This is a genomic window from Pseudomonas maumuensis, assembly GCF_019139675.1.
GTDB classification, from domain to species: Bacteria; Pseudomonadota; Gammaproteobacteria; order Pseudomonadales; family Pseudomonadaceae; genus Aquipseudomonas; species Aquipseudomonas maumuensis.
Map to the genome: position 1 here is coordinate 5,547,406 of NZ_CP077077.1, position 18,432 is coordinate 5,565,837.

At 62.5% G+C, this 18,432-nt stretch carries 1 protein-coding gene; it reads left to right on the forward strand.

Translation table 11 applies throughout. From position 1 onward, the window contains the following. Positions 1–165: 165 nt before the first annotated feature. On the forward strand, positions 166–18,378 hold the full coding sequence (locus KSS90_RS24660; protein WP_217867639.1) for an immunoglobulin-like domain-containing protein: 18,213 nt from the start codon (positions 166–168) through the stop codon (positions 18,376–18,378). Positions 18,379–18,432 lie beyond the last annotated feature (54 nt).

Below are 18,432 nucleotides of genomic sequence, written 5' to 3' on the forward strand. Positions count from 1 at the left end.
CAGCCAGAAGGTCAATAGTTTGGCATAAACTTAATAGCCAGAAATTATAGACGTAAAATTGACGCATTTACGCGTCAAAAACATTATTGAAACATTCCATCAGTCGCCGCCTTCGAATGCCGGCCGGGCATGGAAGCCAACTGAACGGGTAGTCCGGAGAGTCCAATGAGCACTGTTGTTGCCATCGTCAAAAGCATTGTTGGCCAAGTCATCGCAGTTTCCCCAGAAGGCATCCGGCGCGTACTGATCGAAGGCGATCGCCTGCTTGCCGGTGAACAGGTAGACACCGGCACTGGCGGCGCGGTCACCCTGGAGCTGGCCGATGGCCGTGTGCTCGACCTGGGCCGCGACACCCAATGGAGCGCCGACGCGCCCGACAGCAGCACCGACTTGAGCCAGGCCACCGCACAGGCGGCGCCCTCGGTCGAAGAGCTGCAACAGGCCATCGCCGCCGGTGTCGACCCGACCACCGAGCTGGAAGCCACTGCAGCCGGCCCGGCTGCGGCGGGCGGCGGTTCGGTAGGTGGCGGGCATAGCTTCGTCCTGCTCCAGGAAACCGCCGGAGTGGTCGACCCGACCATCGGCTTCCCCACCGGCCCGATAGGCTTCACTAACGGGCTGGCCGTCGATGAGCTGGGCGGACTGGACGGCAACGCTGCCAGCACCAACACGACCAACGTCCCGCTCACCACCGGTCTGACCCTGAGCGCCACCCCCACGATAACCGAGGCGGGTGGCGTCATCGTCTATACCGCCACCGTCGGCCAGCCTCCGCTGACCAACCTGACCGTGACCCTGTCCAACGGCGCCGTCATCGTGATCCCGGCCGGCCAGACCACCGGTACCGTCAACGTCAATATCCCGGCCAACGACACGCCCTACATTGATGGCGGCCAGATTTCCGCGACCATCACCGGTACCAGCGGTGGCAATGGCTTGATCGTCACGCCAAGCACCACGCCAGCGGTGACCCAGGTCACCGACACCATCGACACCACCAGCGCCACGCTGACCGCCAATCCAAGCGTGACCGAAGGTGGCGTAATCACCTACACCGTGACCCTGACCAACCCGGCCCAGACCCCGGTCACCGTCACCTTGTCCAATGGCCAGACCGTCACCATCGAAGCCGGCAAGTCGTCAGGCAGCGTTGATTTCCAGACCCCGGCCAATGACGTCTATAACAATGGCAGCACTGTAAGCACTACGATCACGGGGGCAACGGGCGGCAACTTCGAGAATCTGGTGCCGAACCCGGCACCAGCGGAAACGAAGATCAACGACTCCGTCGACACTACCACCGCCACCCTGACCGCGACCCCAAGCGTGACTGAAGGTGGCGTAATCACCTACACCGTGACCCTGACCAACCCGGCGCAGACCCCGGTCACCGTCACCCTGTCCAATGGCCAGACCGTCACCATCGAGGCTGGCAAGTCGTCCGGCAGCGTCGATTTCCAGACCCCGGCCAACGACGTCTATAACAATGGCAGCACTGTAAGCACCACGATCACGGGGGCAACGGGCGGCAACTTCGAGAATCTGGTGCCGAACCCGGCACCAGCGGAAACGAAGATCAACGACTCGATCGACACCACCACCGCCACTCTGACCGCGACTCCAAGCGTCACCGAAGGCGGCGTGATCACCTACACCGTGACCTTGACCAACCCGGCCCAGACTCCGGTCACCGTCACCCTGTCCAATGGCCAGACCATCACCGTCAAGGCCGGTGAAAGCACCGGCAGCGTCGACTTCCAGACCCCGGCCAACGACGTCTTCGTCAACGGCAGTATGGTCAGCACCAGCATCACCGGTGTCACCGGCGGCAACTTCGAGAAACTGGAACCCGACACCACGCCGACCCAGACCGTGATCAGCGACAGCATCGACACGGTGACCGTCAGCATCGCCAGCAATGGCAACGTGACCGAGGCCGAACAGCCGACCTTCACCGTGTCGGTCAGCCAGAAGCTCGACCATGACCTGACCGTGACCCTGTCCAATGGCGCCACTGTGGTCATCAGCGCCGGCCAGACCCAGGCCACCTACAGCCTGCCGGCCCAGGGCGACGACGTGTTCAAGGACGCCAGCTCCGTGACCCTCGGAGTGGCCGATGCCAGCGTGGCGGGCAAAACCTTCGAGAAGCTTGAACTGGGTGGCGATGCCACCGTGCAGATCACCGACACCGTCAGCGAAGTGGTCGCGACCCTCACCGCCGACAAGACCACCGTCACCGAAGGCGGCCAGATCACCTACACCGTGACCCTGACCAATGCCCAGGGCCTGTCGGTCACTGGCCATAACGGCCTGACCTTCACCTTGACCGATGGCACCAAGGTCACCATTCCGGCCGGCAGCGCCAGCGGTACCTTCACCATCACCGCACCGGATGACGTGTTCGTCGGCGGCCAGCCTTCTATCGTCAACAAGATCGAATCGGTCGCCGGTGGCGACAACTTCGAGAAACTGACCCTCGGCGACAACTCGGTCACCACGACCGTGACTGACGAGCCGGGCACTGGCACTCCAGGCACCGACAACCAAGGCGACAAGGTCACCGTCACCATCGTCGGCAAGGGCGATGTCACCGAAGACCAGCAGCCTGCCTTCACCGTCAAGGTCAGCCAGAAGCTCGACCACGACCTGACCGTGACCCTGTCGAACGGTGACAAAGTCGTCATTCCAGCCGGTCAGACCGAAGCCGAGTACAAAGCCAAAGCCCAGGGCGACGACGTCTTCAAAGACGGCGATACCCTGACTGTCGGCATCACCGATGCTGCCGTTGACGGCAAGTCCTTCGAGAACCTGGAACTGGGTGGCAACGCCTCGGTACAGATCACCGATACCGTCAGCGAAGTGGTCGCGACCCTGACCGCCGACAAGACCACCGTCACCGAAGGCGGCCAGATCACCTACACCGTGACCCTGACCAATGCCCAGGGCCTGTCGGTCACTGGCCATAACGGCCTGACCTTCACCCTGACTGATGGCACCAAAGTCACCATTCCTGCAGGCAGTGCCAGCGGCACCTTCACCATCACCGCTCCGGATGACGTGTTCGTTGGTGGTCAACCAACCATCACCAACAAGCTGGAAGGCGTCAGCGGCGCAGACAACTTCGAAAAACTGACCTTGGGTCAGGACGAAGTGAAGACCTCCGTCACAGACGAGCCGGGCACTGGCACTCCAGGCACCGACAACCAGGGCGACAAGGTCACCGTCACCATCGTCGGCAAGGGCGATGTCACCGAAGACCAGCAACCGGCCTTCACCGTCAAGGTCAACCAGAAGCTCGACCACGACTTGACCGTCACCCTGTCCAACGGCGACAAGGTGGTGATCCCGGCTGGCCAGACCGAAGCCGAGTACAAAGCCAAGGCCCAAGGTGATGACGTCTTCAAAGACGGCGATACCCTGACCGTCGGCATCACCGACGCTGCCGTTGACGGCAAAGCTTTCGAAAATCTGGAGCTGGGTGGCAATGCCTCGGTGCAGATCACCGACACCATCAGCGAAGTGGTCGCGACCCTGACTGCGGACAAGACCACTGTCAACGAAGGCGGCCAGATCACCTACACCGTGACCTTGACCAATGCCCAAGGTCTGCCGGTCAACGGCCACAATGGCCTAACCTTCACCCTGACCGATGGCACCAAGGTCACCATTCCGGCGGGCAGCGCCAGCGGTACCTTCACCATCACCGCACCGGATGACGTGTTCGTAGGTGGCCAACCGACCATCACCAACAAGCTGGAAGGCGTCACCGGCGCCGACAACTTCGAAAAACTGACCCTGGGTCAGGACGAAGTGAAGACCTCCGTCACAGACGAGCCGGGCACTGGCACTCCAGGCACCGACAACCAGGGCGACAAGGTCACCGTCACCATCGTCGGCAACGGCGCGGTCACCGAAGACCAGCAGCCGTCGTTCACCGTCAAGGTCAGCCAAAAACTCGGTCAGGACCTGACCGTGACCCTGAGCAACGGCGACAAGGTTGTGATCCCAGCCGGTCAGACCGAAGCCGAATACAAAGCCAAGGCCCAGGGTGATGACGTCTTCAAGGACGGCGACACCCTCACCGTCGGCATTTCCGATGCTGCCGTTGACGGCAAGTCCTTCGAGAACCTGGAACTGGGTGGCAACGCCTCGGTACAGATCACCGATACCGTCAGCGAAGTGGTCGCGACCCTCACCGCCGACAAGACCACCGTCACCGAAGGCGGCCAGATCACCTACACCGTGACCCTGACCAATGCCCAGGGCCTGTCGGTCACTGGCCATAACGGCCTGACCTTCACCCTGACTGATGGCACCAAGGTCACCGTTCCGGCCGGCAGCGCCAGCGGTACCTTCACCATTACCGCGCCGGATGACGTATTCGTTGGTGGTCAACCGACCATCACCAACAAGCTGGAAGGTGTCACCGGCGCCGACAACTTCGAAAAACTGACCCTGGGTCAGGACGAAGTGAAGACTTCCGTCACTGACGAGCCAGGTACCGGCACTCCAGGCACCGACAACCAGGGCGACAAAGTCACCGTCACCATTGTCGGCAAAGGCGATGTCACCGAAGACCAGCAGCCTGCCTTCACCGTCAAGGTCAGCCAGAAGCTCGACCATGACCTGACCGTGACCCTGTCGAACGGCGACAAAGTCGTCATTCCAGCCGGTCAGACCGAAGCCGAGTACAAAGCCAAAGCCCAGGGCGACGACGTCTTCAAAGACGGCGATACCCTGACCGTCGGCATCACCGATGCTGCCGTCGATGGCAAAGCCTTCGAGAACCTGGAACTGGGCGGTAATGCTTCCGTCCAGATCACCGACACCATCAGCGAAGTGGTCGCGACCCTGACCGCCGACAAGACCACCGTCACCGAAGGCGGCCAGATAACCTACACCGTGACCCTGACCAATGCCCAGGGCCTGTCAGTCACCGGTCACAACGGCCTGACCTTCACCCTGACCGATGGCACCAAGGTCACCGTTCCGGCCGGAAGCGCCAGTGGCACCTTCACCATCACCGCGCCGGACGACGTGTTCGTCGGCGGCCAGCCGAGCATCGTCAACAAGATCGAGTCGGTCGCCGGTGGCGACAACTTCGAGAAACTGACCCTCGGCGACAACTCGGTCACCACCACCGTGACTGACGAGTCAGGTACCGGCACTCCAGGCACCGACAACCAAGGCGACAAGGTCACCGTCACCATCGTCGGCAAGGGCGATGTCACCGAAGACCAGCAGCCTGCCTTCACCGTCAAGGTCAGCCAGAAGCTCGACCACGACCTGACCGTAACCCTGTCGAACGGCGACAAAGTCGTCATTCCAGCCGGTCAGACCGAAGCCGAGTACAAAGCCAAAGCCCAGGGCGACGACGTCTTCAAAGACGGCGATACCCTGACCGTCGGCATCACCGATGCTGCCGTTGACGGCAAGGCCTTCGAGAATCTGGAACTGGGCGGCAACGCCTCGGTGCAGATCACCGACACCATCAGCGAAGTGGTCGCGACCCTCACCGCTGACAAGACCACCGTCACCGAAGGTGGTCAGATCACCTACACCGTGACCCTGACCAATGCCCAGGGGCTGCCGGTCAACGGCCACAACGGCCTGACCTTCACCCTGACTGACGGCACCAAGGTCACCATTCCCGCCGGCAGTGCCAGCGGCACCTTCACCATCAATGCGCCGGACGACGTATTCGTCGGCGGTCAGCCGACCATCACCAACAAACTGGAAGGCGTGACCGGTGCCGACAACTTCGAAAAACTGACCCTGGGTCAGGACGAAGTGAAGACCTCCGTCACCGACGAGCCGGGTACCGGCACTCCGGGCACCGACAACCAGGGTGACAAGGTCACCGTCACCATCGTCGGCAACGGCGCGGTCACCGAAGACCAGCAACCAAGCTTCACCGTCAAGGTCAGCCAGAAACTCGGTCAGGACCTGACCGTGACCCTGAGCAACGGCGATAAAGTCGTGATCCCGGCGGGTCAAACCCAGGTTGAGTACAAGGCTACCGCCCAAGGCGATGACGTCTTCAAGGATGGCGACACCCTCACCGTCGGCATTTCCGATGCGTCGGTCACCGGCAAGATCTTCGAGAACCTCGAGCTCGGTGGTAACGCCAGCGTTGAGATCAACGACACCATCAGCGAAGTGCTCGCAACCCTGACCGCCGACAAGACTACCGTCAGCGAAGGCGGCCCAATCACCTATACCGTCACCCTGACCAACGCCCAGGGCCTGTCGGTCACCGGCCATAACGGCCTGACCTTCACCCTGACCGACGGCACCAAGGTCACCGTGCCAGCGGGCAGCGCCAGCGGGACCTTCACCATCACCGCACCGGATGACGTATTCGTCGGTGGCCAGCCGAGCATCGTCAACAAGATTGAATCCGTTGCCGGTGGCGACAACTTCGAGAAGCTGACCCTCGGCGACAACTCGGTCACCACCACCGTGACTGACGAGCCGGGCACTGGCACTCCAGGCACCGACAACCAGGGCGACAAGGTCACCGTCACCATCGTCGGCAAAGGCGATGTCACCGAAGACCAGCAACCGGCCTTCACCGTCAAGGTCAGCCAGAAGCTCGACCACGACCTGACCGTGACCCTGTCGAATGGCGACAAGGTGGTGATCCCAGCTGGCCAGACCGAAGCCGAGTACAAAGCCAAGGCTCAAGGTGATGACGTCTTCAAAGACGGCGACACCCTCACCGTCGGCATCACCGATGCTGCCGTTGACGGCAAGTCCTTCGAGAATCTGGAACTGGGCGGCAATGCCTCGGTGCAGATCACCGACACCATCAGCGAAGTCGTCGCAACCCTGACCGCCGACAAGACCACAGTGTCCGAAGGTGGCCAGATCACCTACACCGTGACGCTGACCAATGCCCAAGGTCTGCCGGTCAACGGCCACAACGGCCTGACCTTCACCCTGACCGATGGCACCAAAGTCACCATTCCGGCTGGCAGCGCCAGCGGTACCTTCACCATCACCGCTCCGGACGACGTGTTCGTTGGTGGTCAACCGACCATCACCAACAAGCTGGAAGGCGTCACCGGTGCCGACAACTTCGAAAAACTGACCCTGGGTCAGGACGAAGTGAAGACCTCCGTCACTGACGAACCGGGCACTGGTACTCCAGGCACCGATAACCAGGGCGACAAGGTCACCGTCACCATCGTCGGCAAGGGCGATGTCACCGAAGACCAGCAACCGGCCTTCACCGTCAAGGTCAGCCAGAAGCTCGACCATGACCTCACCGTAACCCTGTCCAACGGCGACAAGGTGGTGATCCCAGCTGGCCAGACCGAAGCCGAATACAAGGCCAAGGCCCAGGGCGACGACGTCTTCAAAGACGGCGACACCCTGACTGTCGGCATCACCGATGCTGCCGTTGACGGCAAGTCCTTCGAGAATCTGGAACTGGGCGGCAACGCCTCGGTGCAGATCACCGACACCATCAGCGAAGTGGTCGCGACCCTGACCGCCGACAAGACCACCGTCACCGAAGGTGGTCAGATCACCTACACCGTGACCCTGACCAATGCCCAGGGCCTGTCGGTCACCGGTCACAACGGCCTGACCTTCACCCTGTCGGACGGCACCAAAGTCACCGTTCCAGCCGGCAGCGCCAGCGGTACCTTCACCATCACCGCCCCGAGCGACGTATTCGTCGGCGGCCAGCCCTCGATCGTGAACAAGCTCGAAGGTGTCAGCGGCGCAGACAACTTCGAGAAGCTGACGCTCGGCAAGGAGACACTCACCACTACCGTCACTGATGATCCGGATACCGGCAACAAGGTATCTGTCACCATCGTCAGCAACGGCGATGTCACCGAAGACCTGCAGCCGTCCTTCACCGTCAAGGTCAACCAGAAGCTGGACCAGGACCTCACTGTCACCCTGAGCAATGGCGCCAAGGTGGTGATTCCGGCTGGCCAGACCCAGGTCGAGTACAAGGCGGATGCCCAGGGCGATGACGTCTTCAAGGATGGCAGTTCGCTGACCGTCGGCATCACTGATGCAGTCGTTGATGGCAAGACCTTCGAGAACCTGCAGCTGGGTGGCGATGCCACCGTGCAGATCACCGACACCGTCAGCGAAGTCGTCGCGACCCTGACCGCCGACAAGACCACCGTCACCGAAGGCGGCCAGATCACCTACACCGTGACCCTGACCAATGCTCAGGGCCTGTCGGTCACCGGCCACAACGGCCTGACCTTCACCCTGTCGGACGGCACCAAAGTCACCGTTCCAGCCGGCAGCGCCAGCGGCACCTTCACCATCACCGCACCGGATGACGTGTTCGTCGGCGGCCAGCCTTCGATCGTCAACAAGCTCGAAGGCGTTAGCGGCGCAGACAACTTCGAGAAACTGACCCTCGGCGACAACTCGGTTACCACAACCGTGACCGACGAGCCGGGTACCGGTACCCCAGGCACCGACAACCAGGGCGACAAGGTCACCGTCACCATCGTCGGTAAAGGCGATGTCACCGAAGACCAGCAGCCTGCATTTACCGTCAAGGTCAGCCAGAAACTGGACCATGACCTGACCGTTACCTTGTCGAACGGCGACAAAGTCGTCATTCCAGCCGGGCAGACCGAAGCCGAGTACAAAGCCAAAGCCCAGGGTGACGACGTCTTCAAAGACGGCGATACCCTGACCGTCGGCATCACCGATGCTGCCGTCGATGGCAAGGCCTTCGAGAACCTGGAGCTGGGTGGCAACGCCTCGATACAGATCACCGATACCGTCAGCGAAGTCGTCGCGACCCTCACCGCTGACAAGACCACCGTCACCGAAGGTGGTCAGATCACCTACACCGTGACCCTGACCAATGCCCAGGGGCTGCCGGTCAACGGCCACAACGGCCTGACCTTCACCCTGACTGACGGCACCAAGGTCACCATCCCCGCCGGTAGCGCCAGCGGCACCTTCACCATCACGGCCCCGGACGACGTGTTTGTCGGCGGTCAGCCTTCGATCGTCAACAAGCTCGAAAGCGTCAGCGGCGCGGATAACTTCGAGAAGCTCACGCTCGGCAAGGACACCCTCACCACAACCGTGACCGATGAGCCAGGTACTGGCACTCCGGGCACTGGCAACGAAGGCGACAAGGTTTCCGTGACCATCGTTGGCAACGGCGCGGTCACCGAAGACCAGCAACCAAGCTTCACCGTCAAGGTCAGCCAGAAACTCGGTCAGGACCTGACCGTAACCCTGAGCAACGGCGATAAAGTGGTGATCCCGGCGGGTCAAACCCAGGTTGAGTACAAGGCTACCGCCCAAGGCGATGACGTCTTCAAGGATGGCGACACCCTCACCGTCGGCATTTCCGATGCGTCGGTCACCGGCAAGACCTTCGAGAACCTCGAGCTCGGTGGTAACGCCAGCGTTCAGATCAACGACACCGTCAGCGAAGTGGTCGCAACCCTGACCGCCGACAAGACTACCGTCAGCGAAGGCGGCCCGATCACCTACACCGTGACCCTGACCAACGCCCAGGGCCTGTCGGTCACCGGCCACAACGGCCTGACCTTCACCCTGACCGATGGCACCAAGGTCACCGTGCCAGCGGGCAGCGCCACCGGCACCATCACCATCAATGCGCCGGACGACGTATTCGTCGGCGGTCAGCCGACCATCACCAACAAACTGGAAGGCGTGACCGGTGCCGACAACTTCGAAAAACTGACCATGGGTCAGGACGAAGTGAAAACCTCCGTCACCGACGAGCCGGGTACCGGCACTCCGGGCACCGACAACCAGGGTGACAAGGTCACCGTCACCATCGTCGGCAACGGCGCAGTCACCGAAGACCAGCAGCCGTCGTTCACCGTCAAGGTCAGCCAAAAACTCGGTCAGGACCTGACCGTGACCCTGAGCAACGGCGATAAAGTCGTGATCCCGGCGGGTCAAACCCAGGTTGAGTACAAGGCTACCGCCCAAGGCGATGACGTCTTCAAGGATGGCGACACCCTCACCGTCGGCATTTCCGACGCCTCGGTCACCGGCAAGACCTTCGAGAACCTGGAGCTGGGTGGCAACGCCTCGGTACAGATCACCGATACCGTCAGCGAAGTCGTCGCGACCCTCACCGCTGACAAGACCACCGTCACCGAAGGTGGTCAGATCACCTACACCGTGACCCTGACCAATGCCCAGGGGCTGCCGGTCAACGGCCACAACGGCCTGACCTTCACCCTGACTGACGGCACCAAGGTCACCATCCCCGCCGGTAGCGCCAGCGGCACCTTCACCATCACGGCCCCGGACGACGTGTTTGTCGGCGGTCAGCCGACCATCACCAACAAACTGGAAGGTGTGACTGGTGCCGACAACTTCGAAAAACTGACCCTGGGTCAGGACGAAGTGAAAACCTCCGTCACCGACGAGCCAGGTACCGGCACTCCGGGCACCGGCAACGAAGGTGACAAAGTCTCCGTCACCATCGTCGGCAACGGCGCAGTCACTGAAGACCAGCAGCCGTCGTTCACCGTCAAGGTCAGCCAAAAACTCGGTCAGGACCTGACCGTGACCCTGAGCAACGGCGATAAAGTCGTGATCCCTGCGGGTCAAACCCAGGTTGAGTACAAGGCTACCGCCCAAGGCGATGACGTCTTCAAGGATGGCGACACCCTCACCGTCGGCATTTCCGACGCCTCGGTCACCGGCAAGACCTTCGAGAACCTCGAGCTCGGCGGCAACGCCAGCGTTCAGATCAACGACACCGTCAGCGAAGTGGTCGCAACCCTCACCGCCGACAAGACCACCGTCACCGAAGGTGGCCAGATCACCTACACCGTGACCCTGACCAACGCCCAGGGCCTGTCGGTCACTGGCCATAACGGCCTGACCTTCACCCTGACTGATGGCACCAAAGTCACCATTCCTGCCGGCAGTGCCAGCGGCACCTTCACCATCACCGCTCCGGACGACGTGTTCGTCGGTGGCCAGCCTGCGATCGTCAACAAGATCGAAGGCGTCAGCGGCGCAGACAACTTCGAGAAGCTTACCCTCGGCGACAACACCGTCACCACGACCGTGACCGACGAGCCAGGCACCGGCACTCCAGGCACTGGTAACGAAGGCGACAAGGTCACCGTCACCATCGTCGGCAACGGCAATGTCACCGAAGACCAGCAGCCGTCGTTCACCGTCAAGGTCAGCCAGAAGCTGGCGCAGGACCTGACCGTGACCCTGAGCAACGGCGACAAGGTCGTGATTCCGGCCGGTCAGACCCAGACCGAGTACAAGGCTGCCGCCCAGGGCGACGATGTGTTCAAGGATGGCAGCTCGCTGACCGTCGGCATCACCGATGCCGCAGTCACCGGCAAGACCTTCGAAAACCTGGAGCTCGGTGGCAACGCCACTGTGCAGATCACCGATACCATCAGTGAAGTCGTCGCGACCCTCACCGCCGACAAGACCACTGTGTCCGAAGGTGGCCAGATCACCTACACCGTGACCCTGACCAACGCCCAGGGTCTGTCGGTCACTGGTCACAATGGCCTGACCTTCACCCTGTCCGACGGTACCAAGGTCACCATCCCGGCCGGCAACGCTACCGGCACTGCCACCATCAATGCACCGGACGATGTTTTCGTCGGCGGCCAGGCAACCATCAGCAACAAGATTACCGGCGTCACCGGTGCCGACAACTTCGAGAAACTGACCCTCGGCCAAGGTGAGGTGCAGACCTCCGTGACCGACGAGCCGGGCACTGGAACCCCGGGTACCGACAACCAGGGCGACAAGGTGTCCGTCACCATCGTCGGCAATGGCAATGTCACCGAGGACCAGCAGCCCTCGTTCACCGTCAAGGTCAGCCAAAAGCTTGGATACGACCTGACTGTCACCCTGTCCAACGGCGACAAGGTGGTGATCCCGGCCGGTCAGACCCAGACCGAGTACAAGGCTGCCGCCCAGGGCGACGACGTGTTCAAGGACGGCAGTTCGCTGACCGTCGGCATCACCGATGCCACGGTTCCGGGCCATACCTTCGAGAACCTGGAGCTGGGTGGCAACGCCTCCGTCCAGATCACCGACACCATCAGTGAAGTGGTCGCCACGCTGTCCGCCGACAAGACCACAGTCACCGAAGGCGGCCAGGTCACCTACACCGTGACCCTGACCAACGCCCAGGGCCTGTCGGTCACCGGCCACAACGGCCTGACCTTCACCCTGACCGATGGCACCAAGGTCACCATCCCGGCCGGCAGCGCCACTGGCACCGCCACCATCAATGCACCGGACGACGTGTTCGTCGGTGGTCAGCCGACCATCAGCAACAAGATCACCGGCGTCACCGGTGCCGACAACTTCGAGAAGCTGACCCTGGGTCAGAACGAAGTGAAGACCTCCGTCACCGACGAGCCAGGTTCGGGCACCCCGGGCACCGGCAACCAGGGCGACAAGGTGTCGGTCACCATCGTCGGCAACGGCAACGTTACCGAAGACCAGCAGCCAAGCTTCACCGTCAAGGTCAGCCAGAAACTGGCGCAGGACCTGACCGTCACCTTGTCCAACGGCGCCAAGGTGGTGATCCCGGCCGGCCAGACCCAGGTCGAGTACAAGGCTGCCGCACAGGGCGACGACGTGTTCAAGGACGGCAGCTCGCTGACCGTCGGCGTCACCGATGCCGTAGTCACCGGCAAGACCTTCGAAAACCTGGAGCTGGGTGGCAACGCCACCGTGCAGATCACCGACACCATCAGTGAAGTGGTCGCCACGCTGTCCGCCGACAAGACCACAGTCACCGAGGGCGGCCAGGTCACCTACACCGTGACCCTGACCAATGCCCAGGGCCTGTCGGTCACCGGCCACAACGGCCTGACCTTCACCCTGTCCGATGGCACCAAGGTCACCATCCCGGCCGGCAGCGCCACCGGCACTGCCACCATCAATGCACCGGACGATGTGTTCATCGGTGGCCAGGCCACCATCAGCAACAAGATCACCGGTGTCACCGGTGCCGACAACTTCGAGAAACTGACCCTGGGTCAGAACGAAGTGAAAACCTCCGTCACCGACGAGCCGGGCTCGGGCACTCCAGGCACCGGTAACCAGGGTGACAAGGTCTCGGTCACCATCGTCGGCAACGGCGATGTCAACGAAGCCCAGCAGCCATCGTTCACCGTCAAGGTCAGCCAGAAGCTCGACCAGGACCTGACCGTCACCCTGAGCAATGGCGCCAAGGTGGTGATCCCGGCTGGCCAGACCCAGGTCGAGTACAAGGCGCCGGTCCAGGGCGACGACGTGTTCAAGGACGGCGGCCCGCTCACCGTTGGCATCAGCGATGCCAGCGTGGTCGGCAAGACGTTCGAGAACCTCGAGCTGGGCGGCAACGCCACCGTGCAGATCACCGACACCATCAGCGAAGTCGTGGCCACCTTGTCCGCCGACAAGACCACCGTGTCCGAAGGCGGCCAGGTCACCTACACCGTGACCCTGACCAACGCCCAGGGCCTGTCGGTCACCGGCCATAACGGCCTGACCTTCACCCTCACCGATGGCACCAAGGTCACCATCCCGGCCGGCAGCGCCACTGGCACCGCCACCATCAATGCGCCGGACGACGTGTTCGTCGGTGGTCAGCCGACCATCAGCAACAAGATCACCGGCGTCACTGGCGCGGACAACTTCGAAAAACTGACCCTGGGTCAGAACGAAGTTAAGACCTCCGTCACCGACGAACCAGGCTCGGGCACTCCCGGCACCGGCAACCAGGGTGACAAGGTCTCCGTCACTATCGTCAGTAACGGCAACGTCACCGAAGACCAGCAGCCGTCGTTCACCGTCAAGGTCAGCCAGAAACTGGCGCAGGACCTGACCGTGACTCTGAGCAACGGTGCCAAGGTAATCATTCCGGCTGGCCAGACCCAGGTCGAGTACAAGGCTGCAGCCCAAGGCGACGACGTGTTCAAGGACGGCAGCTCGCTGACCGTCGGCATCACCGACGCCGCAGTCACCGGCAAGACCTTCGAGAACCTGGAGCTGGGCGGCAACGCCACCGTGCAGATCACCGACACCATCAGTGAAGTGGTCGCCACGCTGTCCGCCGACAAGACCACCGTCACCGAAGGCGGCCAGGTCACCTACACTGTGACCCTGACCAACGCCCAGGGCCTGTCGGTCACCGGCCATAACGGCCTGACCTTCACCCTCACCGATGGCACCAAGGTCACCATCCCGGCCGGCAGCGCCACTGGCACCGCCACCATCAATGCACCGGACGACGTGTTCGTCGGTGGTCAGCCGACCATCAGCAACAAGATCACCGGCGTCACCGGCGCGGACAACTTCGAGAAGCTGACCCTGGGTCAGAACGAAGTGAAGACCTCCGTCACCGACGAGCCAGGTTCGGGCACCCCGGGCACCGGCAACCAGGGCGACAAGGTGTCGGTCACCATCGTCGGCAACGGCAACGTTACCGAAGACCAGCAGCCAAGCTTCACCGTCAAGGTCAGCCAGAAACTGGCGCAGGACCTGACCGTCACCTTGTCCAACGGCGCCAAGGTGGTGATCCCGGCTGGCCAGACCCAGGTCGAGTACAAGGCTGCCGCACAGGGCGACGACGTGTTCAAGGACGGCAGCTCGCTGACCGTCGGCATCACCGACGCCGCAGTCACCGGCAAGACCTTCGAGAACCTGGAGCTGGGCGGCAATGCCACCGTGCAGATCACCGACACCATCAGTGAAGTGGTCGCCACGCTGTCCGCCGACAAGACCACAGTCACCGAAGGCGGCCAGGTCACCTACACCGTGACCCTGACCAACGCCCAGGGCCTGTCGGTCACCGGCCATAACGGCCTGACCTTCACCCTGACCGACGGCACCAAGGTCACCATTCCGGCCGGCAGCGCCAGCGGCACCTTCACCATCACCGCCAAGGACGACCCGTACCTCGGTGGCCAGCCGAACATCGTCAACAAGATCGAGTCGGTCGCCGGTGGCGACAACTTCGAGAAGCTGACCCTGGGCAGCAACACCGTCACCACCAGCGTCACCGACGAGCCGAGCGGCCAGGGCGACCTGACCACCGTCGGCATCAGCGGCGACACCTCGGTGACCGAAGGCGACACCGCCCACTACAACCTGACCCTGAGCAATCCGTCGAAGTCCGAGGTGACCATCACCCTGACCTACAGCGGCACCGCCACCGACGGCCAGGACTTCACCGGTGTGGTAACCGTGAAGATCCCGGCCGGTAGCAGCGGCACCACCTTCGACATCAAGACCATCGACGACAAGCTGGTCGAGGGCTCGGAGAACTTCACGGTCAAGATCAGCGGCGCCACGGGCGGCGGCTTCGAGAACCTGCAGGTCGACGCCGGCAAGTCCAGCGTCACCACCACCATCATCGACAACGATCATGCGCCGGTATCGACCGGTGGCGCGGTGACCGGCAGCGAAGACACCGACTACGTGTTCAAGTGGGGCGACTTCAACGTCAGCGACGCCGATGGCAACACCGGCCTGTCGGTGACCATCAGCAAGCTGCCAGACCTGGGCAGCCTGAAGTTCTTCAACGGCACCTCATGGGTGGATGTCTCGCTGAACCAGAACATCAGCCAGGCCGACATCGCCGCCGGCAAGCTCAAGTTCGTGCCGCTGGCCAACCAGTCGGGCGTCGACGGCTATGGCGGCAGCGGCGTGGGCAACAAGCAGGCCGACTACGCGCAGATCAAGTACAAGCCCAACGACGGCACCAACGCCGGCGGCGAAGTGACCATGAAGGTCGATATCGCCCCGGTGGCCGACAAACCTGACCTGAACATCGGCAACAACAACGTCAACTCGATCGGCCTGCTCAAGGAAACCTGGAACAGCCTCACCGGCCTTGGCAGCAACGGCAACGGCATCACCGGCGATGCGCTGAAGAATGTCTTTGCCAACTCCGGCAATGCCAGCAAGAGCGAGACCGTCACCGGTGTCGACACGGTTGCCAGCGTGACTGCGGGCAGCGGCTCGAAGACCTCCGGCCTGATCTACCTGGAAGCCGGCAAGACCTACGCGTTCAGCGGTACCGCCGACGACAGCCTGCAGATCGTCGTGGGCGGCAAGAACGTCGCCAGCGGCACCTGGGGCTCGGGCAGCGGCGCCATCTCCGGCAGCTTCACCCCGACCACCAGCGGCTACTACACCCTGGAGATCTACAATGCCAACCAGGCCGGCCCAGGCAGCCTGGACGTCAACATCAAGGTAGGCAACGGCGCGGTTACCGACCTCAACAGCTCGAACATCCCGATGTACCCGAGCGTCAAGGACCTCAACAATGCCGGCGTGACCGTCTCCGACCTGCACGGCACTGACGGCAAGGGCTACTACGACGGCTACAAGCTCAACGAAGGCAGCGAGAACGGCGCCCCGGTCAAGCTGGTGGGCATCAGCACCAACCTCACCGACACCGACGGCTCCGAGTCCCTGAGCGTCAAGCTCAGCGGCATCCCGGCAGGCTCGGTGCTGGCCGATAACGCCGGCCATACCTTCACCGTCGGCAAGGACGCGGTGGACGTCACCGGCTGGAACCTGGGCAGCCTGACCATCAAGCCGCCGGCTTACTACCAAGGCCAGTTCGACGTGAAGGTCAGCTCGACCTCCACCGAGAGCGTCGGCGGCAGCACCGCGACCAGCGAAGGCACCATCAAGGTCACCGTCTACCCGCAGTCCTACACCACCAGCAACCTGTCCTCGGACAGCGACAACATCACCGGCACCGACGGCAACGATGTGGTGGTGGCCGACGTCACCGGCCTGCACGTGGTGCCGGGCCAGGACTACAACCTCGCCTTCATCGTCGACACCTCGGGCAGCATGGGTTCGTCCGGCGTGGATGCGGCGAAGAAATCCCTGGAGTCGGTGTTCAAGACCCTGGCCGCCAGCGTCAAGGGCGACCAGTCGGGTACCGTGAACATCCTGTTGGTGGACTTCGCCACCCAGGTCAAGAGCAGCGTTTCGGTGACCCTGAACGATGCCGGCCTGCAGCAGCTGCTCAACGCCCTGAACAACCTGCGGGCAGACGGCGGCACCAACTACGAGGACGCCTTCAAGACCACCGCCAACTGGTTCCAGAACCTCAAGGATGGTGGCAATACCGGCAGCAACCAGACGTTCTTCATCACCGATGGTAAGCCGACCTACTACCAGACCAACGAGAACTCCAACCCGACCCTGGGCACCTCGGGCATCACCCTGGACACCTTCCTGGCTTCGATCAACTACAAGCCGGGCATGGCGTACAACGGCTACATCGACAGCAGCAACACCAACTACGTCAGCATCGACAACGCCGGTAACCTGCAGGTGCAGTACTACCGCAACGGTTGGAAATACGGCGTATCGGGCGAGCTGCACGCGGAAGGTAACGGTACCTACGAGCTGTCTTCGCGTGGTGGCCTGGGCTACGACACCAACAGCACCACCACGAGCAACTCGCAGGACAGCTTCAAGTTGCTCTCGGGCCTGTCCGAGGTCGAGGCCATCGGCCTCAACAATGGCGTCAACACCAACGACCTGAAACCGTACGACACCGACGGCAAGCCACAGACCAACATCGACCCGAGCAAGCTGGCCGAGGCCATCCTCGGCCATACCGAAGTCACCCAGCCGGGCAACGACACGGTCAATGGCGGCGACGGCAACGACATCATCTTCGGCGACCTGATGGTCTTCGACGGTGTTGCCGGCACCGGTGTCGAGGCGATCCGCGGCTATGTCGCCGACAAGCTGGGCGTAGACGCGGGCAGCGTGGACGCACGGGCGATGCACAAGTACATCACCGAGCACTACACCGAGTTCGATGTCTCGCGCAGCAACGACGGCGCCGACACCCTGCTGGGCGGTAACGGCAACGACATCATCTTCGGCCAGGGTGGCAACGACTACATCGACGGCGGCAAGGGCAACGACATCCTGCTCGGCGGCACCGGCAACGACACCCTGCTCGGCGGTGAAGGCAACGACATCCTGTTTGGCGGTGCCGGCAATGACATCCTCATCGGCGGCAAGGGCGATGACACCATGACCGGTGGCAGCGGTGCCGACACCTTCGTGTGGAAGTCCGGCGACCTGGGCAATGACGTGATCAAGGACTTCAAGGCAAGCGAAGGCGACCGCCTCGACCTGAGAGACCTGCTTCAGGGCGAGAAGGCCAGCACCATCGACAACTTCCTGAAGATCACCACGGTCAATGGCGAGTCGACCCTGCAGGTCAGCACCGAAGGCAAGCTCAACGCCGCCGGTGGCCTGGCCAACGCCGATGTGAGCATCAAGCTCGAAGGGGTGAACTGGTCCAACACCACGATCAACTCGTTGATCAGCGGTGCCGACCCGACCATCAAGATCGACAACTCCAACAGCTGATCCCCCACCCCCGCGGCCGCCGGCAACGGCCGCCGCGTCGGGGATGGGCTTTCC